Here is a 23,079-nt window from a genome sequence, read left to right on the forward strand (position 1 = left end):
TGTCAGTCACTGTCACTAGCCTGTCCGCATGACGAGTCAGATCACCCTCGCCAAGGAATCGGACCCCGCGCCCGGCCGCACCGGATGGCGCGGCCACCCGTGGCTCACCCTGTTCGCCGTGGCGGTCGGGGTCATGATGGTCACCCTCGACGGCACGATCGTCGCCGTCGCCAACCCCGCCATCCAGAAGGACCTCGGCGCCACGCTCGCCGAGGTGCAGTGGATCACCAACGGCTACCTGCTGGCCCTCGCGGTCTCGCTGATCACCGCCGGCAAGCTCGGCGACCGCTTCGGACACCGCCAGACCTTCCTCATAGGCATCGCGGGCTTCGCGCTCTCCTCGGCCGCGATCGGCCTCTCCACCGGCGTCGGCCTGGTCATCGGCTTCCGCGTCGCCCAGGGCGTCTTCGGCGCCCTGCTGATGCCCGCGGCCCTCGGCCTGCTGCGCGCCACCTTCCCCGCCGAGAAGCTCAACATGGCCATCGGCATCTGGGGCATGGTCATCGGCGCCTCGACGGCCGCCGGGCCCATCGTCGGGGGCCTGCTCGTCGAGCACGTCAGCTGGCAGTCCGTCTTCTTCATCAACGTGCCCGTCGGCGTCGTCGCCCTGCTCTTCGGCCTGGTCATCCTGCTCGACCACCGGGCCGAGAACGCCCCGCGCTCCTTCGACCTCGTCGGCATCGTGCTGCTGTCGGTGGCGATGTTCTCCCTGATCTGGGCCCTGATCAAGGCCGCCGAGTGGGGCTGGGGCGACACCCGGACCCTGCTGTTCCTCGGCGGGTCGGCCCTCTGCTTCGTGCTCTTCGCCGTCTGGGAGTCCAAGGTCTCCGAGCCGCTGATCCCGCTCGGGATGTTCCGCTCGCTGCCGCTGTCCGCGGGTACCGTCCTGATGGTCCTGATGGCCTTCGCCTTCATGGGCGGGCTCTTCTTCGTCACCTTCTACCTGCAGAACGTGCACGGCATGAGCCCCGTCGACAGCGGGCTGCACCTGCTGCCGCTCACCGGCATGATGATCATCGGCTCGCCGCTGGCCGGCGCCGCCATCACCAAGGTCGGCCCGCGCGTCCCGCTCGTCGCCGGCATGGTCGCCACCGCCGGCGCCTGCTTCGGGATGGCCCGGCTCACCCCGGACACCGCCACCCTCACCATGTCGCTCTGGTTCGCGCTCCTCGGCCTCGGCCTCGCGCCCGTCATGGTCGGCGCCACCGAGGTCATCGTCGGCAACGCCCCGCTGGAGCTCTCGGGCGTGGCCGGCGGGCTCCAGCAGGCCGCCATGCAGGTCGGCGGAAGCCTCGGCACCGCCGTCCTCGGAGCGGTCATGGCGGCCAAGGTCAGTGACACGTTCGGGGACAACTGGACGCGGGCGCAGCTGCCCCCGCTCACCCCGGAGCAGCTCGACCTCGCCGGGAAGGGGGTCCAGGTCGGCATCGCCCCGGTGCCGCCCGGCGCCCCCGAGCCGGTCGCCCGGGCCATCGCCTCGGTCGCCCACGACACCTTCGTGTCCGGCATGAGCACCGCCTTCACCGTGGCGGGCGTCGTCGCGGTCCTCGCCGCGATCGTGGCCTGCTTCACCAAGCGCGGGGCGAACGCCGGCGCCGGAGCGGGCGCGGCCCACATCTGAGCCACCCGCCCGGCCGTTACCGCCGGGTCAACCCCGCTTCCCCCGCAGCCCCGCCGGACGGTTCCGGCGGGGCTGTCGCCTATCAGGGTGGACCCGTCCGCAGCCCCTTCCGCTCGACCGTCGCCGCAGGTCAGCGTGGTGCCACGGAGCCTTCGGAAACCGTCCGGGGCCCGGCCGTCAACAAGGAGACGATTCCGCCATGCGTACGTGGACCACCGCTCGCGCCACCACCCTCGCCGCCGCCCTCCTGGCCGCCACCGCCTTCGTCCCCGGCACCGCCACCGGCGCCCACGCGGCGGGCGCGCCGTCCTGTGCCACGGGCGAGCTGTGCCTGTGGGCCAAGCCGGACTTCAAGGGCGCCAAGCAGACCTACGACCTCAGCACCCTCTCCATCAACAGCTGCACCGCGCTGCCCGCCGGGAACTACCAGTCGCTCATCAACCGGACCGGGCGCCCGGTGACCACGTACCAGTCGGACGTCTGCGCCGAGACCGGCGAGTTCCAGACCTATCCGGGCGACGGGGTCCTGCTGCCCCAGTCGCCGTACCAGGTCAGGGCGTTCAAGGTGTGGGAGACGTAACCCCCGCCGGGTCGGCGGAGGCGGCGACGGAGGCTGCGGCTGCTGAGGAAGGGGAGGGGGAGGGGGAGGGGGAAGCGTCGGCGGCGGCCTGGGCGGGCATCGGGCCCGGGGCGCCGCCCAGCCGGGCGACCTCGTCCCGCAGCGCCCGTACCTCGTCCTGCAGCTCGCGCAGGACCGCCAGCTGCAGCCGCTCCACCTGGTCGTCCCGCTCGAAACGGGCGATGAACCAGGCGGCGATGTTCGCCGTCACCACACCGAGCAGGGCGATCCCGGACAGCATCAGCCCCACCGCCACCAGCCGGCCGAGGCCCGTGGTGGGGGAGTGGTCCCCGTACCCGACCGTCGTCATGGTGGTGAAGGACCACCACACCGCGTCGCCCAGGTTCTTGATGTTCCCCTGGGGGGCGTCCCGCTCCACGCTCAGCACCGCCAGCGAGCCGAACATCAGCAGCCCCACCACGGCCCCGGCCACGTACGTCGTCAGCCGCACCTGCGGGGCCATCCGGGCCCGCCGGCCCACCAGCATCAGCGTCGCGACCAGCCGCAGCAGCCGCAGCGGCTGCACCAGCGGCAGCACCACCGCGGCCAGGTCCAGCCAGTGCGTCCGCACGAACACCCGCCGGTCCGCCGCCAGGCCCAGCCGCACCATGTAGTCCACCGCGAACGCCGCCCACACCACCCACTCCGCGTGGGTACAGGCCCGGTGCACCCCCTCGCCCGCGTCGGGGGCCACGATCGGCACGGCGTAGGCGACGGCGAAGGCCACGGCGAGCACCAGCAGCGGGACCTGCGTACGGCGCTCCCACCGTGCCTGGCGGGAGGGTTGTTTCATCCCAGCATCGTAAAGAACGGGTAAGGGGCGCCGGGACAGGTGTCCCGGCGCCCCCTCGCAAGAGTGACCCCGCGCCCCGTGGGGCTACGCGTCGCCGCCCGCCGCGCCCGGGTCGGCCGCCGTGACGTCCAGCAGCTGGTACCGGTCGATCGCCTGCTTCAGCACGGAGCGGTCGATCTTCCCCGCACGGGCCAGCTCGGTGAGCGTCGCCAGGACCACCGACTGGGCGTCGATGTGGAAGAAGCGCCGCGCCGCGCCGCGCGTGTCGGCGAAACCGAAGCCGTCCGCGCCCAGCGAGGTGTACGCCCCCGGGATCCAGCGCGCGATCTGGTCCGGCACCGAGCGCATCCAGTCCGAGACCGCCACGAACGGCCCCTCCGCGCCCGACAGCTTCCGCGTCACGTACGGGACGCGCTGCTCCTCCTCCGGGTGGAGCAGGTTGTGCTCGTCGACCTCGACGGCCTCGCGGCGCAGCTCGTTCCAGGAGGTCGCCGACCAGACGTCCGCCCGCACGTTCCAGTCGGCCGCCAGGATCCGCTGCGCCTCCAGCGCCCACGGCACCGCCACGCCCGAGGCCAGGATCTGGGCCCCGATCGTGCCGGCCGTGCCCGTCGAGACCCGGTGGATGCCCTTGAGGATGCCGTCCACGTCCACGTCGGCCGGTTCGGCCGGGTGCTGGATCGGCTCGTTGTAGACCGTCAGGTAGTAGAAGACGTCCTCGGCGTCGGGGCCGTACATCCGTCGCAGACCGTCCTTGACGATGTGCGCGATCTCGTAGCCGTAGGCCGGGTCGTACGCCACGCAGCCCGGGTTGGTCGACGCCAGCAGCTGGGAGTGACCGTCGGCGTGCTGGAGGCCCTCACCCGTGAGGGTGGTCCGGCCGGCGGTCGCGCCGAGGACGAAACCGCGCGCCAGCTGGTCGGCCATCTGCCAGAACTGGTCACCCGTGCGCTGGAAACCGAACATCGAGTAGAAGACGTAGACCGGGATCAGCGGCTCGCCGTGCGTCGCGTACGCCGAACCCGCGGCGATCAGCGAGGCCGTGCAGCCCGCCTCCGAGATGCCGTCGTGCAGCATCTGGCCGGTCGGGGACTCCTTGTACGCGAGCAGCAGGTCGCGGTCGACCGCCTCGTACTGCTGGCCCAGCGGGTTGTAGATCTTGGCGCTCGGGAAGAACGCGTCCATGCCGAAGGTGCGGTACTCGTCGGGGGCGATCAGCACGAAGCGCTTGCCGATCTCCTTGTCCCGCATCAGGTCCTTCAGGATGCGGACGAACGCCATGGTGGTGGCGATCGACTGGTGGCCCGAGCCCTTCCGGGCGGCCGCGTACGTCTTGTCGTCCGGCAGCTGCAGCGGCTTGGCGCGCACCACGCGGGTGGGCACGTAGCCGCCCAGCGCGCTGCGGCGGTCGTGCATGTACTGGATCTCGGGCGAGTTGCGGCCCGGGTGGTAGTACGGCGGGGCGCCGCCCTCCAGCTGCGCATCGGTGACCGGGATGTGCAGGCGGTCGCGGAAGCGCTTGAGGTCGTCGACCGTCAGCTTCTTCATCTGGTGCGTGGCGTTGCGGCCCTCGAAGTTCGGGCCCAGCGTCCAGCCCTTGACCGTCTGCGCCAGGATCACCGTCGGCTGGCCCTTGTGGGCCTTGGCCGCCGCGTAGGCCGCGTAGACCTTCTTGTGGTCGTGACCGCCGCGGCCCAGGTGCTGGATCTGCTGGTCCGTCATGTTCTCGACCATCGCGCGCAGCCGCTGGTCGCCGCCGAAGAAGTGCTCGCGGACGTAGGAGCCGGACTCGGTGGCGTACGTCTGGAACTGTCCGTCCGGGGTGGAGTTCATCTTGTTGACCAGGATGCCGTCGCGGTCCTGGGCCAGCAGCGGGTCCCAGGAGCGGTCCCAGATCAGCTTGATGACGTTCCAGCCGGCCCCGCGGAACTGCGACTCCAGCTCCTGGATGATCTTTCCGTTGCCGCGCACCGGGCCGTCGAGGCGCTGGAGGTTGCAGTTCACCACGAAGGTCAGGTTGTCCAGGCCCTCGCGCGCGGCGATGGACAGCTGGCCCAGCGACTCCGGCTCGTCCATCTCGCCGTCGCCGAGGTACGCCCAGACGTGTGACTTGGAGGTGTCGGCGATCCCGCGCGCCTCCATGTACCGGTTCATCCGCGCCTGGTAGATCGCGCCGAGGGGGCCGAGGCCCATCGAGACGGTCGGGAACTCCCAGAAGTCCGGCATCAGCCGCGGGTGGGGGTAGCTGGACAGCCCGTACGGGGCCTTCGACTTCTCCTGCCGGAACGCGTCGAGCTGCTGCTCGGAGAGCCGGTCCAGGAGGTAGGCGCGGGCGTAGATGCCGGGCGAGGCGTGGCCCTGGAAGAAGATCTGGTCGCCGCCGTCGCCCTCGTCCTTGCCGCGGAAGAAGTGGTTGAAGCCCACGTCGTAGAGGGAGGCGGAGGAGGCGAAGGTCGCGATGTGGCCGCCGACACCGATGCCGGGACGCTGGGCGCGCGAGACCATGACGGCGGCGTTCCAGCGGGTGGCGTTGAGGACCTTGCGCTCGATCTCCTCGTTGCCGGGGAAGAAGGGCTCGTCCTTGGTGGCGATCGTGTTGACGTAGTCCGAGCTGCGCATCTCGGGCACGGCCACGCGCTTCTCGCGGGCCCGCTCGATCAGCCTCAGCATCAGGTAGCGGGCCCGTTCCCGGCCCCGCTCGTCGATGGCGGCGTCGAGGGAGTCGAGCCACTCCTGCGTCTCCTCCGGATCGAAGTCCGGGACCTGGCTCGGCAGGCCGCCAATGATGATCGGATTGCGATCGGATGCGGAAGCCACGCTGTTCCTTCGCTGTCGGGGGAGTCGTGCCTTGGGTCGCCGCCTCCCATGGTCTTACGCCCGGCCGAAATCTTCACCTCTACCACTGGGTAACACCTGGAGCGGGGGAGGAGCGTCCGCCCGGCCGGGCCGGGGGTCGGGCCAAATCGCAACCTTACGCCCAAGACGATCAGCGGGTTCGCAAGGCCGTTCGTCCCTCAAACAGGTGGGAAAGTCCTCATGCGATGCCGAATGAGCTGGAATGGTGTGGGATGAATCACCAGTGGTACACCGAGGAACCCTGAAAGTTGCGGCGAGACGGCCGCAATCGTCACCGTTTCGACGGTCTCGGCGGCCGGGTACTTGCGCGATCCGCCGCTCCCGTGTGGACTACGCCCAATGCTGCGCGTACGCGCGCCGCCGAAAGACATTCACCGAACATGAGCAGGAGGCACCCCGTGAGCGCGACCGCGGACCACGCGGAGAGCCTGGCCGCCCGGCTGGGTTTCCAGTCCGAACAGGTGGTCCAGGAGATCGGCTACGACGACGACGTCGATCAGGAATTCCGTGACGGCGTCGAGAAGCTCGTCAGCGAGCTCGCCGACGAGGACTACGACGACGTCGCCGACGCGGTGCTGTTGTGGTTCCGCGACGAGGACGGCGATCTGACGGACGCCCTGGTCGATGCGACCGAGCTGGTCGAGGACGGCGCACTGATCCTGCTGCTGACCCCCAAGACGGGCCGTGACGGCTACGTCGAGGCCAGCGACATCAGCGAGGCCGCCGAGACGGCCGGCCTCTCGCTTGCCAAGGGCCTGCCCGTCGGCAAGGAGTGGACCTCCACCAAGCTGGTGACGCCGAAGGCCGCCAAGGCCAAGCGCTGAGCCGTACTCCGCACCCCAGCGGACGCACACCCCGTCGACCCGGACCACCCGCGGTCGGCGGGGTGTGCGCGTTCCGCGCACCGGTGCCCGCCTAGGCTGGGTCTCACCCGAACAGCCCCCTGTGGGAACGCAGGAACGAAGGGATGCGAAAGATGGCGATCGAGGTCGGAAACAAGGCCCCGGACTTCGAGCTCAAGGACAACCACGGCGCCACCGTGCGGCTCTCCGACTTCCGGGGGGAGAAGGCCGTGGTGCTGCTCTTCTACCCGTTCGCCTTCACCGGCGTGTGCACCGGTGAGCTGTGCGAGCTGCGCGACCAGCTGCCCCGCTTCCAGAACGACGACGTGCAGCTTCTGGCCGTGTCCAACGACTCCGTGCCGACCCTGCGGGTCTTCGCGGAGCAGGAGGGCCTGGACTACCCGCTGCTGTCCGACTTCTGGCCGCACGGCGAGACCTCCCGCGCCTACGGCGTCTTCGACGAGGACAAGGGCTGCGCGGTCCGCGGCACCTTCGTCATCGACAAGGACGGCGTCGTGCGCTGGAGCGTCGTCAACGGGCTGCCCGACGCGCGTGACCTGAACGAGTACATCAAGGCCCTCGACAGCCTCTGAGGTTCCGCGGCGGGCCCGTCGCGGGAAAACAGCCTGTGGGCGGGAACCCGTCACTAGGATCGAAGCGTTGATCCACGTAGCAACCGCACGACGGGGCTCCCGCCCCACACACATACCAATGGAGGACCCGTGGGAGTCAGCCTCAGCAAGGGCGGCAACGTCTCGCTGACCAAGGCCGCGCCTAACCTGACGGCGGTCATCGTCGGTCTGGGCTGGGACGCTCGCACCACCACCGGTGTCGACTTCGACCTCGACGCCAGCGCGATCCTGACCAACGACCAGGGCAAGGTCGCCAACGACTCGAACTTCGTGTTCTTCAACAACCTGAAGAGCCCGGACGGCTCGGTGGAGCACACCGGTGACAACACCACCGGTGAGGGCGAGGGCGACGACGAGGCCATCAAGGTCAACCTCGCCGGCGTCCCGGCCGATGTCGCCAAGATCGTCTTCCCCGTCTCGATCTACGAGGCCGAGAGCCGTCAGCAGAGCTTCGGCCAGGTGCGCAACGCCTACATCCGCGTCGTGAACCAGGCCGACAACAGCGAGCTGGCCCGCTACGACCTCTCCGAGGACGCCTCGACCGAGACCGCCATGGTCTTCGGCGAGCTGTACCGCAACGGCGCGGAGTGGAAGTTCCGTGCCATCGGCCAGGGCTACGCCTCGGGCCTGCGCGGCATCGCGCAGGACTTCGGCGTCAACGTCTGATCCCGATCCCGGGCCCCAGCCCGAAGAAGTTCTTCCGTCCGGCGCCGTGCACCCGTGTGTACGGCGCCGGTCCGGCTTTGCCACCATGTGCAGGTGGCCGTGCCACACCACCACGTCGTCCGGGGAGGACCACATCATGGGCGTCACACTCGCCAAGGGGGGCAACGTCTCCCTGTCCAAGGCCGCACCCAACCTCACCCGGGTCCTGGTCGGTCTCGGATGGGACGCGCGCTCGACCACGGGGGCGGACTTCGACCTCGACGCCAGCGCGCTGCTGTGCAACAGCGGCCGGGTGCTCGGGGACGAGTACTTCGTCTTCTACAACAACCTCAAGAGCCCCGAGGGCTCCGTCGAACACACCGGGGACAACCTCACCGGCGAGGGTGAAGGCGACGACGAGTCGATCATCATCGACCTCACCAAGGTCCCGGCCCAGGTCGACAAGATCGTCTTTCCGGTCTCGATCCACGAGGCGGACACCCGCCGGCAGAGTTTCGGCCAGGTGAGCAACGCCTTCATCCGTGTGGTGAACATGGCGGACGACCAGGAACTCGCCCGCTACGACCTGACCGAGGACGCCTCCAGCGAAACGGCGATGATCTTCGGCGAGGTCTATCGGTACGGCGGGGAATGGAAGTTCCGTGCGGTAGGCCAGGGGTACGCGTCGGGCCTGCGGGGCATCGCTCTAGACTTCGGGGTCAACGTTTCGTAAAGCCGTACAAGACGATGGGGTGCCAGTGGTTCTCAAAACCTTCGGCTGGTCGTTCGCAGTCACTGCGCTCGGTCTGGCCGCTGCGGTGTTCTACGGGGGATGGCCCGCTTTTGGGATCGTGGCGATCCTGTCGATCCTGGAGATCTCGCTCTCCTTCGACAATGCGGTGGTCAACGCCGGAATCCTGAAGAAGATGAATGCCTTCTGGCAGAAGATCTTCCTCACGGTCGGTGTCCTCATCGCCGTGTTCGGCATGCGGCTGGTCTTCCCCGTGGTCATCGTGGCGATCAGTGCGAAGATCGGGCCCATCGAGGCCGTCGATCTCGCGATGAACGACAAGGACATGTACCAGCAGCTGGTCACGGACGCTCACCCGTCCATCGCGGCCTTCGGCGGCATGTTCCTCCTGATGATCTTCCTCGACTTCATCTTCGAGGACCGCGACATCAAGTGGCTCGCCTGGCTGGAGCGTCCGCTCGCCAAGCTCGGCAAGATCGACATGCTGTCCGCGTGCATCGCGCTGATCATCCTGGTCGTCACCTCGATGACCTTCGCCACCCATGCCCACCAGCACGGCGGCGCCCATGTGGACAAGGCGCAGACCGTCCTGGTCTCCGGCGTCCTCGGCCTGATCACCTACATGATCGTCGGCGGCCTCTCCGGCTACTTCGAGAACAAGCTGGAGGAAGAGGAGGAAGCCGAACACGAGGCCGAGGAAGAGGCCAAGAAGAGCGGCAAGCCCGTCTCGGCCGTGGTCATGGCCGGCAAGGCCGCGTTCTTCATGTTCCTCTACCTCGAAGTCCTCGACGCCTCCTTCTCCTTCGACGGGGTCATCGGCGCCTTCGCCATCACCAACGACATCGTGCTCATGGCCCTCGGCCTCGGCATCGGTGCCATGTACGTCCGCTCGCTGACGGTCTACCTGGTCCGCCAGGGCACCCTCGACGACTACGTCTACCTGGAGCACGGCGCGCACTACGCGATCGGCGCCCTCGCCGTGATCCTCCTCGTCACCATCCAGTACGAGATCAACGAGATCATCACCGGTCTCGTCGGCGTCGTGCTCATCGCCTGGTCCTTCTGGTCCTCGGTGCGCCGCAACAACCGCCTGGCCGCCGAGGGTGGCGACGGCGAGCCCGCGGAGGTCGGGGCCGGGGTGTGACCCGGCCCTGATTGCGGAACGCTTTCCACAGAACCGTTTCGGTTTCGACGGGGCGGCCGCGCGGATCCATCGGACCGCGTGGCCGCCCCGCCGCACATCCACGGCATCCGGCGCACGCACGGACCGACCTGGGGGGTTGGGACATGGGGTTCTTCGACGGGATCAGGGGCGCGCGCGCCATGGGGTTCGACTCGGGCCAGGCGTCGTCGAACGCGATCGAGCTGACCAGGCGGCATCCGACGGTGTCGCTCACCAAACAGCAGGCGGTCCACGGCAACCTCCGCGTGAACCTCTCCTGGCGGATGCGCACCTCCGACATCGGAGGCCGCTCCGGGCAGAGCGGGCAGCTGCTGCGGCACCCGTTCAAGCTGTTCAAGCCCGACATGGTGCAGGCGCACACCCAGGGCATGGTCAACGTCGACCTGGACATGGGCGGCCTCTACGAGCTGACCGACGGCACCAGGGGCGCGGTGCAGCCCCTGGGCAACCTGCTGGGCGACCTCAACGACCCGCCGTTCGTCAAACTCAGCGGCGACGACCGCTTCGGCTCGGGCTCCGGGGAGACGCTGTACGTCAACCTCGACCACGCCGAGGAGATCAAACGGCTGCTCGTCTTCGTCTACATCTACGACCAGACGCCGGCCTTCGACCGGACCCACGCCCTGGTCACCCTCTACCCGACCGCCGGGCCGCGGATAGAGATCCCGCTGGACGAGCGGCACCCGCAGGCCCGCTCCTGCGCGGTGGTCTCCCTGGCGAACGTCAAGGGCGAGCTGATCGTCCGCCGCGAGGTCAAGTTCGTCTACGGGTTCCAGGCCGAGCTGGACCGGCTGTACGGGTGGGGCCTGCAGTGGGGGCGGGGCTACAAGAGCACCAAGGCCTGACCGGCCCCGCCCCCGCGCGGTGTGCCGCTCAGCGGCGGATGAACTGCGGGCCCTGCACCGGCAGCCGGAAGGACGGGTCCCCGCCCGGAGCCGGCACCGGGGCGGGCGCGGGGGCCGGGGACACCGGCTGCGGGTACCCGTAGGCGGGCTGGACTGCCGGTGGGGCCTGCGTGGGCGGGGCGGGCGGTACGGGGACCGGCGGCAGCATGGCGGCGGTCCGGTCGTCGCCGGAGCCGCCTCCCGGCGCACCGGCGGGCTCCGCCGCCCGGCCGGCGCCGGGCTCGGGGGCGTTCTCGTCGACGGAGATCCCGTGGTCGGTCGCCAGCCCCACGAGTCCGTCGGAGTAGCCCTCGCCCAGGGCGCGGAACTTCCACCCCTCGCCCCGGCGGTAGAGCTCCCCGCAGATCAGCGCCGTCTCGGAGCCGGTCTCGGGCCGGACGTCGAAGTAGGCCAGCGGCTCGGGGCCGCCGCCGGGGGTGGCGTCGTAGAGGAGGATCCGCAGGTCCCGGACCCGCCGGAAGGGGACGTCCTCGGCGGAGGCCACCACCAGGATCCGGTCCACCACGGGGGTGACCGCGCGCAGGTCCGCCTGGACCGCGTCCGTCACCCCGTCGCCCAGCTGCTTCTTGCCCAGCCGCCAGACCGCCCCCGAAGGGTGCCGGGGCTGGTTGTAGAACACGAAGTCCTCGTCCGAGCGCACGCGCCCGTCCGCTCCCACGAGCAGCGCGGAAGCGTCCACGTCCGGCACCTCGGTCCCGGTGGTCCAGCGCAGCACCGCCCGGACCGCCACGGCGGTCACCGGAATGTTCGAGCCCTTCTGCATCGCGTGCGTCATGCCCGTCATCCTGCCCTCCCGGACGGGACCGGGACAATGCGGCCCCCCGTAGGGCCTTGTCCGGATCGCGAGAGCTGGGCATGGTGCAAGAGGGTTACCGGAACTTCATGCGCTTGAGGAACTCTTGACTCGTGTTCGTACGTACTATTACCGGCCACGCCAGTTGGGCCGCCGAGGCAGTACGGGGGAAGTACATGCGTCACTTCGGGCACATATCGCCCACCGTCCGCAAGGACCTCTTCCACCAGGAGCCGGCCGAGTTCTCGATCTCCTCGCCCGCCCACACGCTGGCAGCCGCTCTCGGTGCGACCCTCTACAGCCCCGCGACCCGGCCGCACCTGGCCGCCGACATCCGCAAGCAGGCCGGCCGCGGAGTCGTCTCCATGGTCCTCTGCCTGGAGGATTCCATCAGCGACTCCGACGTCCTCGGCGGCGAGGAGAACCTCGTCCGGCAGTTCGCGGACCTCGACACCGACCCGGCCGGCACCGCGGGACTCCCGCTCCTCTTCATCCGGGTCCGCACCCCCGAGCAGATACCCGACCTCGTGCGCCGCCTCGGCGGCCCCGTGCGCCACCTGGCCGGATTCGTACTGCCCAAATTCACCGAAAGCCGCGGAACGGCCTTCCTCGACGCCGTCGCCGACGCCGAATCCGCCTCCGGTCTGCCCCGGCTGTACGCCATGCCCGTCCTGGAGACCCCCGACCTCCTCCACCTGGAGACCCGGGTCGAGGCCCTCGCCGGCATCTCGCGCACGGTCAACCGCTACCGCGACCGCGTCCTGGCCCTGCGGCTCGGCGTCACCGACTTCTGCTCCGTGTACGGACTGCGCCGCACCCCCGACATGACCGCCTACGACGTCCAGATCGTGGCGGGCGTGATCGCCGACGTGGTCAACGTCCTCAGCCGCGCCGACGGCACCGGCTTCACCGTGACCGGCCCGGTCTGGGAGTACTTCCGCAGCCAGCAGCGCCTCTTCAAGCCCCAGCTGCGCCGCAGCCCCTTCCTGGAGGAGGGTGTGGAGGAACTGCGCACGGCCCTGATCGAACACGACCTCGACGGGCTGCTCCGCGAGATCGAACTCGACCGGGCCAACGGGCTGCTCGGCAAGACCTGCATCCACCCCGCGCACGTCACGCCCGTGCACGCGCTGTCGGTGGTCTCCCACGAGGAGTTCAGCGACGCCCAGGACATCCTGCGCCCCGAGCGCGGCGGCGGCGGGGTCATGCGCTCCGTCTACACGAACAAGATGAACGAGGTGAAGCCCCACCGGGCCTGGGCGGAGCGCACCATGCTGCGCGCCGAGGTCTTCGGTGTGGCGAAGGAAGAGGTCGGCTTCGTCGACCTGCTCACGGCCGGGCTCCAGGTGTGAGCGGGCCGGTGGAGGGGCCCGCGGAGCAGTTCGTGGAGGGGGCCGTGGAAAGCCGGTCCGTGGAAAGCCGGTCCGTGGAGCGGTCCGAGGGAAGCCGGCTCGTGGAGAAGGGGAAGACGATCGACGAGGTCTGGTCGGGAAGCTGGGTCGCGGACCGGCTGGGCGTGCGCCTGCGGGACGGCGGCGACCCGGCCGCGCCACCGCTGGACTCCCTGCTCGGGCTCGCCCTGCGGCACAACCCCAAGCGGGCCCACCTGCTGGTCTCCCAGGTGCTCGGCAAGCACGTCCCCCAGTCCCCGGCGGTCGTCCACGCCGCCGGCCACGGCCTCGGGCTGCGGGTCCGGGCCCTGCTCGGCGAGGAGGCGGCCGCCTCCGCGGTGGTCCTCGGGTACGCCGAGACCGCGACCGGACTCGGCCACTGCGTCGCCGACGGCCTGGGCACGGCCCCCTACCTGCACTCCACCCGCCGGCCCGTGCCGGGCGTGGAGCCCGCGGGCGGCTTCGAGGAGGCGCACTCGCACGCCACCTCCCACCTGCTGCTGCCCGAGGACCCGCGGCTGCTGGCGGGCAGCGGGCCGCTGGTCCTCGTCGACGACGAGTTCTCCACCGGCAACACGGTCCTGAACACCATCCACGACCTGCACGCCCGCCATCCGCGCGGCCACTACGTGGTCGTCGCCCTCGTCGACATGCGCTCGGCGGCCGACCGCGACCGGCTGACCGCCTTCGCCGCGGGCCTGGGCGCCCGGGTGGACCTGATCGCCCTCGCCTCCGGCACGGTCGACCTCCCGGAGGAGGTCCTGGCCAAGGGGCGGGCCCTCGTGGAGCAGCAGGAGGCGGCGTCCTTCCGGATGTGCGGAGGGGTCCGGCGCCGGCAGGGCACGGGACGCGCGGGCCGGGGCACGGAAGGCCGGCGCGCCCCCGCGGCTCCGGTCACCCGCCTCGCGCTCGACTGGCCGGCCGGCGTCCCCGACGGCGGCCGCCACGGCTTCACCCCCGCCCACCGCGGCGCGCTGGAGGCGGCGGTGCCGCACCTGGCCCGGCAGCTCGCGGACGCGCTGGGCGAGGACCCCGGGCGGGTCCTCGTACTCGGCAACGAGGAGCTGATGTACGCGCCGCTGCGGCTCGCGCTGGCCCTGGAGGAGTCCGGGACCGCCGCCGAGGTGCGGTTCTCGACCACGACGCGCTCGCCCGTGCTCGCCGTCGACGACCCCGGCTACGCCATCCGCACCCGGCTCGTCTTCCCCGCGCACGACGCCCCGGCCGACGGCCCCGGCGACCGGTACGCCTACAACGTCAAGGGAGCGGGCTTCGACGCCGTCGTCGCCGTCGTGGACTCCGCCGGGGACACCCCCGAGCTGGGCAGCGGCCTCCTCGCGGCCCTCGCCCCGCACACCGGGCGGGTCCTGCTGGCCGTCGTACCGGCGTACACGCCCCACGCCCCCGCCCACGCCCCCGCCCCCGACCGGCAGGAGCCGATCATGTCCGAGCCCGCCCTGGCCGATCCGCTGCGCGGGCCGGCCTTCTCCTCGTACGCCCCCGAGGACGTCGGCTGGCTGCTCCAGGACCTCTCCGGCTGCGAGCTGGAGGCCCCGACCGAGGAGCGCGAGGAGGCCATCCAGGCCGGCGGCGCCCACTACGCCGAGTCCCTGCCGGTGGAGTACCAGCCCTCCGAGGCCTACCAGGAGCTGTACCGCAGCGCCCTCGGGGCCTCCGCCGCCCGGATCGCGCGCGCGGTCGGGACCGTCACCGAGACGGTGCTCGCCGAGCGCTCCCCGTCCCCCGTACTGGTCTCCCTGGCCCGCGCCGGCACGCCCGTAGGCGTGCTGATGCGCCGCTGGGCCCGTGCCCGGCACGGCCTTGACCTGCCGCACTACGCCGTCTCGATCGTGCGCGGCCGGGGCATCGACGCCAACGCCCTGCGCTGGCTGGCCGCCCACCACGACCCGGCCGACGTGGTCTTCGTCGACGGCTGGACGGGCAAGGGCGCCATCACGCGCGAGCTGCGCGAGGCCCTCGCCTCCTTCGAGGGCTTCAACCCCGAGATCGTCGTCCTCGCCGACCCCGGCTCCTGCGTGGAGACGTACGGCACCCGCGAGGACTTCCTGATCCCCTCCGCCTGCCTGAACTCCACCGTCTCCGGACTGGTCTCGCGTACGGTGCTCAGGGCCGACCTGGTCGGCCCCGACGACTTCCACGGCGCGAAGTTCTACCGGGAGCTCGCCGGCGCCGACGTCTCCACCGGCTTCGTCGACACCGTCGCCGCGCACTTCGACGCCGTGGCCGAGGCCGTGGACGAGGAGGTCAAGGAGCTCCTCGCCGCCGACCGGACCCCCACCTGGGTGGGCTGGGCGGCGGTGGAACGGATCAGCGAGGAGTACGGCATCCACGACGTGAACCTGGTCAAGCCCGGCGTCGGCGAGACGACACGGGTGCTGCTGCGCCGCGTGCCGTGGAAGATCCTGGCCCGGCGCGGGGCCAGGGCCGACCTGGACCACGTACGCCTGCTCGCCGCGCAGCGGGGGGTGCCGGTCGAGGAGGTCGACGGGCTGCCCTACACGTGCGTGGGACTCATCCACCCCCGATACACGCGCGGCGCCACCGGCGCCGACGGAAAGGCAGTGGCCGCCCCGTGACCGTCCTCGTAGCCAGTGACCTCGACCGCACGCTCATCTACTCGGCGGCCGCCCTCGGCCTGACCATGCCCGACCCGCAGGCCCCGCGGCTGCTGTGCGTCGAGGTGCACGAGAGCAAGCCGCTGTCCTACATGACGGAGACGGCGGCCGGCCTGCTGGCGCAGCTCACCGCCGACCCGGCGGCGGTCTTCGTGCCCACCACCACCCGCACCCGCAAGCAGTACCAGCGCATCCGCTTCCCCGGCCGTCCGGCTCCGTACGCGATCTGCGCCAACGGCGGCCAGCTGCTGGTGGACGGGGTGCCGGACCGGGACTGGCGGCGCGCGGTCGCGACGCGGCTCGCGCGGGAGTGCGCCCCCCTGGAGGAGGTGCACGCCCACCTGCTGGCCGTGTCCGACCCGGCGTGGCTGCGCAAGGCGCGGGTGGCGGAGGACCTCTTCGCGTACCTGGTCGTCGAGCGCGCGCTGGTCCCCGACGAATGGCTCAAGGCGCTGGAGGAGTGGGCGGGCGCGCGCGGCTGGACGGTCTCCCTCCAGGGCCGCAAGATCTACGCCGTCCCGCGTCCGCTGACCAAGAGCGCGGCCATGGCGGAGGTGGCGCGGCGCACCGGCGCGGAGACCACGCTCGCCGCCGGCGACTCCCTGCTCGACGCCGACCTGCTGCTCGCCGCGGACCGGGCCTGGCGGCCCGGGCACGGCGAACTCGCCGACGCCGGGTGGACGGCGCCCTCGGTGACGGCCCTGAGCACGGCGGGGGTACTCGCCGGTGAGGAGATCGTCCGCGCATTCGGCCGGGCGGTTGCGACACTGACCGCATGACCAAGGGCAACAGCACCAAGATCACCGACGAGCTCTACGCGTACGTCCTCGCGCACAACCCCCCGCTGGACGCGGTCCAGCGGGGGCTGGTCGCGACCACCTGGGAGAAGTTCCCGGACTCGGCCGGCATGCAGTCGGCGGAGGAACAGGGACCGCTGCTGGCCTTCCTGGTCAGGCTCACCGGCGCCCGCCACGTCGTGGAGGTCGGCACCTTCACCGGCTTCTCCGCCCTGTCCATGGCCCAGGCCCTCCCGGCCGACGGCCGCCTGATCGCCTGCGACGTGTCGCAGGAGTGGACGGCGTACGGCCGCGAGGCCTGGGAGGCGGCAGGCGTCGCCGACCGCATCGACCTGCGCATCGCCCCGGCCCTGGACACGTTGCGCGCGATGCCCGAGGAGCCGCACATCGACATGGCGTACGTGGACGCGGACAAGCAGAACCAGATCCTCTACTGGGAGGAGCTCGTGCCGCGGCTGCGCCCGGGCGGGCTGATCGTCACGGACAACACGCTCTTCCACGGGACGGTCCTGGACACGTCGCCGACCGGCAGGGGGGCGAGCGTCCGTGCGTTCAACGAACACGTCGCGGCGGACACCCGGATGGAGTCCGTCCTGCTGGCGATCTCGGACGGCCTGACCCTGTCGCGCAAGCGCTAGGCCGTCTGGCCGACGCCTATGTCGCCTATGTCGGCTATATCGGCGCCGACGCCCCGGATCAGCCGCAACCCCCGCCACCGCAGCAGCCGCCGCCACCGCCCATCGCCGGCGCGGGGGCGGGTGCGGCAGCGCCGCGCGTCCCGCCGACCGCGACGGCGGAGAGCAGCTTGACGGTGTCGGCGTGGCCGGCCGGGCAGTCGGCGGGAGCGGAGGACTCGGCCATCGGCCGGCTGACCTCAAAGGTGTCGTCGCAGGTCCGGCAGCGGAATTCGTAACGAGGCATGCGCACAGGCTACGCAGCGCCGCGCTCCCCGTGAAGCGGCGCCGCCGCGGTCCGGTGTTCCCGGGCCACCTGGTCGGGGTGGCGGGCCCGCCAGTACGGGTTGTCGTGCGGCAGGGCGCTGCCCACCCGCCCGTACATCCCGAACCACATCAGCATCACGCCGACGACGAAGCTGAACAGCACGTTCGGAATCCGGAAGGCGAGGAAGTTCAGCCCCGTGTCGAGCAGGGCGAGGTTCACGAAGCCGCTGGCGATGAACGCCAGCCCGAGCCCGATGTTCAGGGTGGAGGCGAAGGTCCCGCCGATCACCATGCCGACGAAGAGCAGCACCCCGATGCAGATCGACAGGATGCTCAGCGCGCCGTTGGTGTTGAGCGCGAGCACCGTGTCGCCGCCGGTGTCGAAGAAACCGATGTGGTGGGTGAGTCCGAGGATCCCGAAGGCGACGAGCAGCAGTCCCGTCAGACCGGCGCCGACCCGGTAGATCTGGCTGAGCTTGTGGTCGGCGGGCAGGTGATCGTCGAGCTTGGCGTTGACGGGGTGCAGGAGGCGGTGCATCAGGTGGGAGTGCTGTGGCTGGTGGGTCTCGTACGGCTCGTGGGGCACGTAGGGCGCGTAGTTCTCGTGCGCCTCGTGACACCCGTAGACCGCATGGGGACGGTACGACTCATAGGGCGCCGGCGACTCATGGGCCGTACGAGGCCGGTGGGACGTGTGGGCAGCCATCTCGCCCTCCTCTACTCCACCCCCCGCACCTCCAGCATCCGCCGCCGAGGCCCCCCGGACAACCCGTGGCCGGCCGGGGGCGGCCGCGGGGTGTCAGCTTTGGCCGCGCTCCGCCCGGATGCCGTTGACCACCCGGGTCACGGAGCCCCGTACGTCCTCCATCTCCAGCAGGAACGCCCAGTAGTCCGGGTGCCGCCCCTCCAGCCCCGCCAGGGCCCGCTCCACCCGTGCCACCGACTCGTCCAGCGGGCGCGCGTGCCGCGGATCGGGCACGCTCCGGCCCGTCATCGCCAGCCGTTGCGCGTCCCGGATCGCGAACCGGGTCCGCTCCACCTCGGCCTTCGGATCCCGCGCCACCGCCTCCAGCCGCGTGAGCCGGTCCTGCGCGGCCGACACCGCCTCGTCGGTCGCGTCCAGCGAGGCCCGGACCTCCTCCAGGAGCGTCCCTACGTCGGCCCAGCGCTGTTCCTCCCGCGCCCGGCCGGCCTCCCCGAGCCGGTCCTCCGCCCGCGCGACGTCCCGTACCGCCTGGTCGGGGACGTGCTGGAGGTCCTGCCAGCACGCCGCGCTGAACCGGCGCCTCAGCTCGCTGAGCACCGGATCCACGCGGTCCGCCCTGTTGCGCAGTGCCTGCGCCCGGGTCCGCAGGCTCACCAGCCGCCGGTCGACCTCCGCGGCCCGCTCCGGCAGCCGCGCCGCCTCGGCCCGTACCGCTTCGGCGTCCCGCAGGATCCGGTCGGCGCGCTGCACGGTCGCCTGGACCCCGTGGAGGGCCGCGCCCTGGTTCAGCTTGGTCAGCTCGGGCCCCAGCGCGGCCAGCCGGCCCGCCAGCTCGTCGGCCCGTATCCCCTTGGCCCGCGTCGCGTCGAGCGCGTCACTCGCCGCCAGCAGCGCGGCCTTCGCCCGCTCCCGGGCGGGCGCGACCCTCGCCAGCTGCGTCTCCGCCTTGTCCAGCAGCGGCTGCAGCCCCTGGGCGAACCGCTCCAGCTCCCCCTTGACCCGCACCAGCTCCTCACGGGCCCGGGTCAGCTGCTCCCGTGCCTGCGAGGCGACCGAGCCCTCCAGATCGACCCGGTCCAGGTCGTGCGCGTCGACCGCCTCGATGTACACGTGGCTCACCTGGTCGATGCGCTGCCCCAGCGCCACGAACCCCTCCGCGGCCCGCCGGGCCTCGGGCGACCCGTCCGCGGCGGCGATGGTCTCCATGGAGATCCGCAAATCCCGCTGCGCGGTGTCCAGCTCGTAGAACGCGGCCGCGGCGGCATCCTTCGCCGCCTGCGCATCCGCCCGCCGACTCTCGTCCCGCCCGCCGAACCACCGCCGGGATGCCGTCGTCACAATCCCTCTCCCGTGCCGCGTCCGCCGTGCCCCGGTCCATTCTCCCCCACGGGAACGGGTTTGCGTGGGGGGTGCGCCCTCCATGTAGGCTGTCCACTCGTCCACGGGTGCGTAGCTCAGGGGTAGAGCGCTGCTCTTACAAAGCAGATGTCGGCGGTTCGAAACCGTCCGCGCCCACCAGTGCAGAGGCCCCCAACCGATCACGGTTGGGGGCCTTTGGCGTTGTTCCTGGCGGGAATGCGTCCGGCGGTGTTTCAGGGGTGGCGGTCTTTCGCTCGGGTGGGCTTGTGCTTCGCGGCGGCGAGCGCGAGCGCGAGGGTGCCGGTGGCGGCCAGGCTTGCGAGCGTGATCAGGGAGACTCCGATCATGAAGAGTCCGCTCCCGTCGTCCGACCAGTCGTAGTAGGAGGCGAGGGTCAGCCCGGCCGTGGTGCCGAGGGTGGCCGCCGCCGTGTGGCCCCGGGACGCCGCCCAGTAGGCCAGGGCCAGTACGGTCAGTCCGAGTCCGATCACCTGCCACGCCTGGTAGGGGCCGGTCTCCGAGCCGTCGGGGTGTACGTCGCGGTGCTGGTCCCAGCCGAGCCAGGCGGCCCAGGCCGCTGTGGTCGCCCCGGCAAGCAGGGGGATCGACAGCCAGTGGAGAACGGGTGTCTGCGGTCCTTTGCGCATGGCCCCACTGTTCCCGTCCTCGTGAGCGGGCGTCAGGGTGCGGGTACTCAGTCCGAGTTGAGTGGGCGTACCCAGGAAGCCCCCCGCCGTCCGTGGCGGGGGGCTTTGGGTTTCGTGCGGCCGGCCCGGGTGGGGCCACGGGCTTGTTCAGGGGTCAGGCGTTGGGGCGCTTGCCGTGGTTGGCCTTCTTCTTCTTGCGGGCGCGGCGCTTGTTTCCTCGCTTGGCCATGGTGTCTCCCTCATCCCCCGGTACGGACATTTCGGGCGTTCGCCAGTCTAGGTCCCGGGTGGGTTTCCCGCACGGTGGGGAGGGGATCTCATCGCGGGGGTGATGGGCGTGGCAGGGGCCGAGGAGTGGGTCTGGGGGGTCGGGATCGTGGTGGTGGGCTTCGGGGCCGGGTGGGGGGAGTGGCGGCGGACCCGGGGGTTCGAGGCGCGGCGGGACGCGGAGCGGGCGCGGCTGCTCGCGGGGCTGGGCGCCGCCGGATCCGGGGCCGGTGAGGGGGGTGGTGAGGGGGACGGCCAGGGGGACCCCAGGCTCGTGGACGCCGGGCGGGGCGGGGCGGCCGAGCCGGGGGACCGGCGCGACGACTTCACCCCGATCCTCGTCGAGTACTACGCCTACGGGCTCGCGCAGGCCCGCAGCAGTTTCGTGACCAGCCAGCGGTTCGCGGGCATCGGTGCGGCCGTGCTGCTGTTCGGGGTCGGGCTCGCCGTGTGGAAGGCGGAGAGCGCCGGGGACGCGTACATCGGGGTGGTGACCAGCTCCGTCGGCCTGGTCGTCACCCTCGTCGGCCAGCTGTTCCACCGGCGGGCCGATCTCGCCCTGCGGCACATGGCCGCGCAGAGCGCCGCCCTGCGCGAGGACCGGCGGGCGGCCGAGAGCACGCGGCGGGCGATCGGCCTGCTGGAGGAGGTCGCCGACCCTGCGCTGCGGGGCCGGCTCCAGGCCGGGCTGATCATGAAACTTTCCGGGGCCGAGCTGCCGCCTTCCGCGCCATAGTGGAGGTATGTGCCGCTCCATTAAGACCCTGCGCCCGCCCGCCATCCCCGAGAAGGCCACCGAGGAGGAGATCCGCGCCGCCGCGCTCCAGTACGTACGGAAGGTGTCCGGATTCCGGGCCCCCGCCGCGCACAACCGGGAGGTGTTCGACGCGGCCGTGGACGCCGTCGCGGAGGCGACCAGGCTGCTGCTCGACGGGGTACAGGTGCGCGGACAGTCCGCCACGGTGTAGGCGTCGGGGGCCGGCGCGGCGCGCGGCGGGACGTCGGTCGGCCGGTCAGCCTGTCAGCCGGTCCGGGGCATGCGCCGGCGCAGGATCCAGATACCGGCGCCGAGCGCGCCGGCCGCGAGGGTGCCGCCCAGGGCGACCTGCCCCGTGCTCATCGAATCGACGCTCCCGCCGAGTCCGCCGCGCGCGGCCCCCGGTGCGACCTGGAGGGTGACGGTGACGCGGCGGCCGCCCGTGCCGCCGCACTCGAAGGTGACGGGGTGGGCGCCGGTGGGGGCGTCGCGGTAGACGGTGGCGGCGCCGAACAGGTTGGTCGCCTCCAGGTTGCCCGGGGTCAGCGAGACCTCGCCGAACGCCCGGGAGGTGGCCCGGCCGGTCTTGGTGCCGCAGCCCTCGACGTTGAGGCTGACGCGCCCGCCCGGGGCGACGGTCCCGGGGGAGACGGTGGCGGAGGGGGCGGCGGAGACGGGAACGACGGGTGTGACGGCAGCGACGGCGAGTGTCGCGACCGCGACTCCCGCCAGGCGGTACCGGATGCGTGTGGGGGACATGGAGAGAACTCCTCGGGCTCCTCGAAACGGCGCGGCCAGGGCACGGACGTGACGCGGAATCGGATGCGCGCCGTGCTCTGGACGCTAGAAGCCCCGCCGGGACGCGGCGATCGCTGCAGGGTGAACGGGTGACCGACTGCCCCGCCCGGCCTACGCGTCCAGGTGAAGGGGCAGACCGAAGAGGGGGAACAGCCGCTCGGTGTCGCGGAAGACGCTGATGTCGGTGACCGCGTCCCCCGACACTTCGACGACCTGGAGCGCCCAGGGGTCGAAGCCCGTGCCGTCGGCCCGGCGCCGGTACTGGCCGAAGGCGGGCGAACCGTTCGCCGTGGTCGGGACCAGCCGGGACCCCCGGCAGCCGACGGCGGGACCGGTCAGCCACGCCCGGATCTCGGCGGAGCCCCGCATCCACAGGGTGTGGGGGGCCAGGGACAGCGTGGCGTCCACGTGCAGCAGCATGGAGAGGGCCTCCATGTCGAAGCCGGAGAACGCGGCGGCGTACCGGTCGGCGAGGGCCCGCCGGGTGGCTTCGCCGACCGCTGCGACCGGTGCGCCGGTTGCGGTCGGGGCGCCGCCCGCGCCTTCGCGGCGCCGGGCGGCGAGCACCGCCCGAGCCCGCTGCAGCGCGCTGTTCACGGAGGCGACGGTGGAGCCCTGGACGTCGGCGACCTCCTGCGCCGAGAAGCCGAGGACCTCGCGCAGGAGCAGGACGGCGCGCTGCCGGGGCGCCAGGTGCTGCAACGCCGCTACGAAGGCCAGCCGGACGGACTCGCCCGTCTCGGCCGCCTCCGCCGGGTCGACGGCCACGGCCCCGGGGCCGGCGGGGAAGGGCTCGATCCACGCGGAGGCGTCCAGCGCGGCGCCCGGCGAGGTGGCGCCGACGGCCGGGCCGAAGAGGTCCATCGGGCGAGCCCGGCGTTCGCGGCCGGCCAGCGCGTCCAGACAGACGTTCGTGGCGATGCGGTAGAGCCACGTCCGCAACGAGGCGCGGCCGTCGAACCGGTCGGCGCCGCGCCAGGCGCGGACCATGGTCTCCTGCGCGGCGTCTTCCGCCTCGAACACCGACCCCAGCATCCGGTAGCAGTAGCCGGTCAGTTCCCGACGGTGCCCTTCGAGCCGGGCCGTCACCGCCTCGTGGCCGGGTGGGGTGCCGGTTCCGGGAACGTCCGGGTCCGTCAT

The 23,079-nt window shown here is 71.7% G+C and carries 24 protein-coding genes and 1 tRNA gene; 15 read left to right on the forward strand and 10 right to left on the reverse strand.

The features are described from left to right. Positions 1-28 precede the first annotated feature (28 nt). Both OG295_RS23670 and OG295_RS23675 read left to right on the forward strand, forming a co-directional pair. Positions 29-1,621 carry an MFS transporter gene (locus OG295_RS23670; protein WP_371678680.1) on the forward strand — a complete coding sequence of 531 codons (1,593 nt, stop codon included), beginning with the start codon at positions 29-31 and terminating at the stop codon, positions 1,619-1,621. Between the two features lie 199 nt (positions 1,622-1,820). Beyond that, the gene (locus tag OG295_RS23675; RefSeq protein WP_371678681.1) at positions 1,821-2,201 is read left to right on the forward strand and encodes a peptidase inhibitor family I36 protein; all 381 of its coding nucleotides are present in this window, start codon (positions 1,821-1,823) and stop codon (positions 2,199-2,201) included. Here OG295_RS23675 and OG295_RS23680 read toward each other — a convergent pair. Both OG295_RS23680 and aceE read right to left on the reverse strand, forming a co-directional pair. Next, positions 2,182-3,033: a potassium channel family protein gene (locus OG295_RS23680; protein WP_371678682.1), complete on the reverse strand. Its 852-nt coding sequence runs from the start codon at positions 3,031-3,033 to the stop codon at positions 2,182-2,184. The genes OG295_RS23675 and OG295_RS23680 overlap by 20 nt on opposite strands. Before the next feature lie 84 nt (positions 3,034-3,117). Beyond that, a complete protein-coding gene (gene aceE, locus OG295_RS23685; protein ID WP_371678683.1) occupies positions 3,118-5,850 on the reverse strand; it encodes a pyruvate dehydrogenase (acetyl-transferring), homodimeric type in 2,733 nt (910 codons plus the stop codon). A 437-nt stretch (positions 5,851-6,287) separates the two neighbouring features. On the opposite strand from aceE, the gene OG295_RS23690 reads away from it, so the two are divergent. The 6 genes from OG295_RS23690 to OG295_RS23715 all read left to right on the forward strand — a co-directional run bounded on the left by OG295_RS23690 (position 6,288) and on the right by OG295_RS23715 (position 10,787). After that, positions 6,288-6,713 (forward strand): DUF3052 domain-containing protein, encoded by a 426-nt coding sequence (locus OG295_RS23690; protein ID WP_371678684.1) that lies wholly within the window; start codon positions 6,288-6,290, stop codon positions 6,711-6,713. Between the two features lie 152 nt (positions 6,714-6,865). Next, positions 6,866-7,324, forward strand: coding sequence for a peroxiredoxin (locus OG295_RS23695; RefSeq protein WP_371681279.1), 459 nt, complete (start codon positions 6,866-6,868; stop codon positions 7,322-7,324). Positions 7,325-7,453: 129 nt separating this feature from the next. Further along, positions 7,454-8,029 (forward strand): TerD family protein, encoded by a 576-nt coding sequence (locus tag OG295_RS23700; protein WP_030160471.1) that lies wholly within the window; start codon positions 7,454-7,456, stop codon positions 8,027-8,029. Between the two features lie 136 nt (positions 8,030-8,165). Further along, positions 8,166-8,741 carry a TerD family protein gene (locus OG295_RS23705; protein WP_030227215.1) on the forward strand — a complete coding sequence of 192 codons (576 nt, stop codon included), beginning with the start codon at positions 8,166-8,168 and terminating at the stop codon, positions 8,739-8,741. A gap of 25 nt (positions 8,742-8,766) precedes the next feature. After that, entirely contained in the window at positions 8,767-9,903 is a 1,137-nt protein-coding gene (locus OG295_RS23710; protein ID WP_371678685.1) for a DUF475 domain-containing protein, read from the forward strand. 143 nt (positions 9,904-10,046) lie between these two features. Beyond that, the gene (locus OG295_RS23715; RefSeq protein WP_371678686.1) at positions 10,047-10,787 is read left to right on the forward strand and encodes a Tellurium resistance; all 741 of its coding nucleotides are present in this window, start codon (positions 10,047-10,049) and stop codon (positions 10,785-10,787) included. A 28-nt stretch (positions 10,788-10,815) separates the two neighbouring features. Here OG295_RS23715 and OG295_RS23720 read toward each other — a convergent pair whose 3' ends face one another. After that, the gene (locus tag OG295_RS23720) at positions 10,816-11,622 is read right to left on the reverse strand and encodes a TerD family protein (protein ID WP_371681280.1); all 807 of its coding nucleotides are present in this window, start codon (positions 11,620-11,622) and stop codon (positions 10,816-10,818) included. A 194-nt stretch (positions 11,623-11,816) separates the two neighbouring features. Here OG295_RS23720 and OG295_RS23725 point away from each other — a divergent pair, with 194 nt between their 5' ends. The 4 genes from OG295_RS23725 to OG295_RS23740 all read left to right on the forward strand — a co-directional run bounded on the left by OG295_RS23725 (position 11,817) and on the right by OG295_RS23740 (position 17,102). Beyond that, positions 11,817-12,992: an HpcH/HpaI aldolase/citrate lyase family protein gene (locus tag OG295_RS23725; RefSeq protein ID WP_371681281.1), complete on the forward strand. Its 1,176-nt coding sequence runs from the start codon at positions 11,817-11,819 to the stop codon at positions 12,990-12,992. 119 nt (positions 12,993-13,111) lie between these two features. Further along, positions 13,112-15,628: a phosphoribosyltransferase gene (locus OG295_RS23730; protein ID WP_371681282.1), complete on the forward strand. Its 2,517-nt coding sequence runs from the start codon at positions 13,112-13,114 to the stop codon at positions 15,626-15,628. Next, a complete protein-coding gene (locus OG295_RS23735; protein WP_371678687.1) occupies positions 15,625-16,446 on the forward strand; it encodes an HAD family hydrolase in 822 nt (273 codons plus the stop codon). The genes OG295_RS23730 and OG295_RS23735 overlap by 4 nt, the downstream gene beginning before the upstream one ends. After that, complete coding sequence (locus OG295_RS23740) at positions 16,443-17,102, forward strand: O-methyltransferase (RefSeq protein WP_371678688.1); 660 nt, start codon at positions 16,443-16,445, stop codon at positions 17,100-17,102. Before OG295_RS23735 ends, OG295_RS23740 begins: the two co-directional genes overlap by 4 nt. 58 nt (positions 17,103-17,160) lie before the next feature. Here OG295_RS23740 and OG295_RS23745 read toward each other — a convergent pair whose 3' ends face one another. From OG295_RS23745 to OG295_RS23755, 3 genes are all read right to left on the reverse strand, one after another. Beyond that, positions 17,161-17,385: a zinc ribbon domain-containing protein gene (locus OG295_RS23745; protein WP_371678689.1), complete on the reverse strand. Its 225-nt coding sequence runs from the start codon at positions 17,383-17,385 to the stop codon at positions 17,161-17,163. 9 nt (positions 17,386-17,394) lie between these two features. Continuing rightward, the gene (locus OG295_RS23750) at positions 17,395-17,943 is read right to left on the reverse strand and encodes a DUF4383 domain-containing protein (RefSeq protein ID WP_371681283.1); all 549 of its coding nucleotides are present in this window, start codon (positions 17,941-17,943) and stop codon (positions 17,395-17,397) included. Between the two features lie 261 nt (positions 17,944-18,204). Then, positions 18,205-19,449, reverse strand: a complete 1,245-nt coding sequence (locus OG295_RS23755) for a hypothetical protein (protein WP_371678690.1) — start codon at positions 19,447-19,449, stop codon at positions 18,205-18,207. Positions 19,450-19,554: 105 nt separating this feature from the next. Here OG295_RS23755 and OG295_RS23760 point away from each other — a divergent pair. Next, positions 19,555-19,629 (forward strand) — tRNA-Val (locus tag OG295_RS23760). Positions 19,630-19,703: 74 nt separating this feature from the next. On the opposite strand, the gene OG295_RS23765 is transcribed toward OG295_RS23760, so the two are convergent. Continuing rightward, a complete protein-coding gene (locus OG295_RS23765) occupies positions 19,704-20,117 on the reverse strand; it encodes a hypothetical protein (protein ID WP_371678691.1) in 414 nt (137 codons plus the stop codon). Between the two features lie 154 nt (positions 20,118-20,271). After that, positions 20,272-20,346, reverse strand: a complete 75-nt coding sequence (locus tag OG295_RS23770; RefSeq protein ID WP_100661309.1) for a 50S ribosomal protein bL37 — start codon at positions 20,344-20,346, stop codon at positions 20,272-20,274. 108 nt (positions 20,347-20,454) lie between these two features. Here OG295_RS23770 and OG295_RS23775 point away from each other — a divergent pair, with 108 nt between their 5' ends. Further along, entirely contained in the window at positions 20,455-21,120 is a 666-nt protein-coding gene (locus OG295_RS23775) for a hypothetical protein (RefSeq protein WP_371678692.1), read from the forward strand. 7 nt (positions 21,121-21,127) lie between these two features. After that, positions 21,128-21,352, forward strand: coding sequence for a DUF2277 domain-containing protein (locus OG295_RS23780; RefSeq protein ID WP_266838818.1), 225 nt, complete (start codon positions 21,128-21,130; stop codon positions 21,350-21,352). 53 nt (positions 21,353-21,405) lie between these two features. Here OG295_RS23780 and OG295_RS23785 read toward each other — a convergent pair whose 3' ends face one another. Beyond that, the gene (locus OG295_RS23785; protein ID WP_371678693.1) at positions 21,406-21,900 is read right to left on the reverse strand and encodes a hypothetical protein; all 495 of its coding nucleotides are present in this window, start codon (positions 21,898-21,900) and stop codon (positions 21,406-21,408) included. A gap of 150 nt (positions 21,901-22,050) precedes the next feature. Then, the gene (locus OG295_RS23790) at positions 22,051-23,079 is read right to left on the reverse strand and encodes a sigma-70 family RNA polymerase sigma factor (RefSeq protein WP_371678694.1); all 1,029 of its coding nucleotides are present in this window, start codon (positions 23,077-23,079) and stop codon (positions 22,051-22,053) included.

The organism is Streptomyces sp. NBC_01276 (assembly GCF_041435355.1).
GTDB lineage: Bacteria > Actinomycetota > Actinomycetes > Streptomycetales > Streptomycetaceae > Streptomyces.

Bases quoted from the DNA above. Each gene is read 5' to 3' on its own strand.
- OG295_RS23670 (WP_371678680.1), top strand. From the start codon at position 29: ATGACGAGTCAGATCACCCTCGCCAAGGAATCGGACCCCGCGCCCGGC.
- OG295_RS23675 (WP_371678681.1), top strand. From the start codon at position 1,821: ATGCGTACGTGGACCACCGCTCGCGCCACCACCCTCGCCGCCGCCCTC.
- OG295_RS23680 (WP_371678682.1), bottom strand. From the start codon at position 3,033: ATGAAACAACCCTCCCGCCAGGCACGGTGGGAGCGCCGTACGCAGGTC.
- OG295_RS23695 (WP_371681279.1), top strand. From the start codon at position 6,866: ATGGCGATCGAGGTCGGAAACAAGGCCCCGGACTTCGAGCTCAAGGAC.
- OG295_RS23705 (WP_030227215.1), top strand. From the start codon at position 8,166: ATGGGCGTCACACTCGCCAAGGGGGGCAACGTCTCCCTGTCCAAGGCC.
- OG295_RS23715 (WP_371678686.1), top strand. From the start codon at position 10,047: ATGGGGTTCTTCGACGGGATCAGGGGCGCGCGCGCCATGGGGTTCGAC.
- OG295_RS23720 (WP_371681280.1), bottom strand. From the start codon at position 11,622: ATGACGCACGCGATGCAGAAGGGCTCGAACATTCCGGTGACCGCCGTG.
- OG295_RS23725 (WP_371681281.1), top strand. From the start codon at position 11,817: ATGCGTCACTTCGGGCACATATCGCCCACCGTCCGCAAGGACCTCTTC.
- OG295_RS23740 (WP_371678688.1), top strand. From the start codon at position 16,443: ATGACCAAGGGCAACAGCACCAAGATCACCGACGAGCTCTACGCGTAC.
- OG295_RS23745 (WP_371678689.1), bottom strand. From the start codon at position 17,385: ATGCCTCGTTACGAATTCCGCTGCCGGACCTGCGACGACACCTTTGAG.
- OG295_RS23750 (WP_371681283.1), bottom strand. From the start codon at position 17,943: ATGCACCGCCTCCTGCACCCCGTCAACGCCAAGCTCGACGATCACCTG.
- OG295_RS23765 (WP_371678691.1), bottom strand. From the start codon at position 20,117: ATGCGCAAAGGACCGCAGACACCCGTTCTCCACTGGCTGTCGATCCCC.
- OG295_RS23780 (WP_266838818.1), top strand. From the start codon at position 21,128: ATGTGCCGCTCCATTAAGACCCTGCGCCCGCCCGCCATCCCCGAGAAG.
- OG295_RS23785 (WP_371678693.1), bottom strand. From the start codon at position 21,900: ATGTCCCCCACACGCATCCGGTACCGCCTGGCGGGAGTCGCGGTCGCG.
- OG295_RS23790 (WP_371678694.1), bottom strand. From the start codon at position 23,079: ATGACGGACCCGGACGTTCCCGGAACCGGCACCCCACCCGGCCACGAG.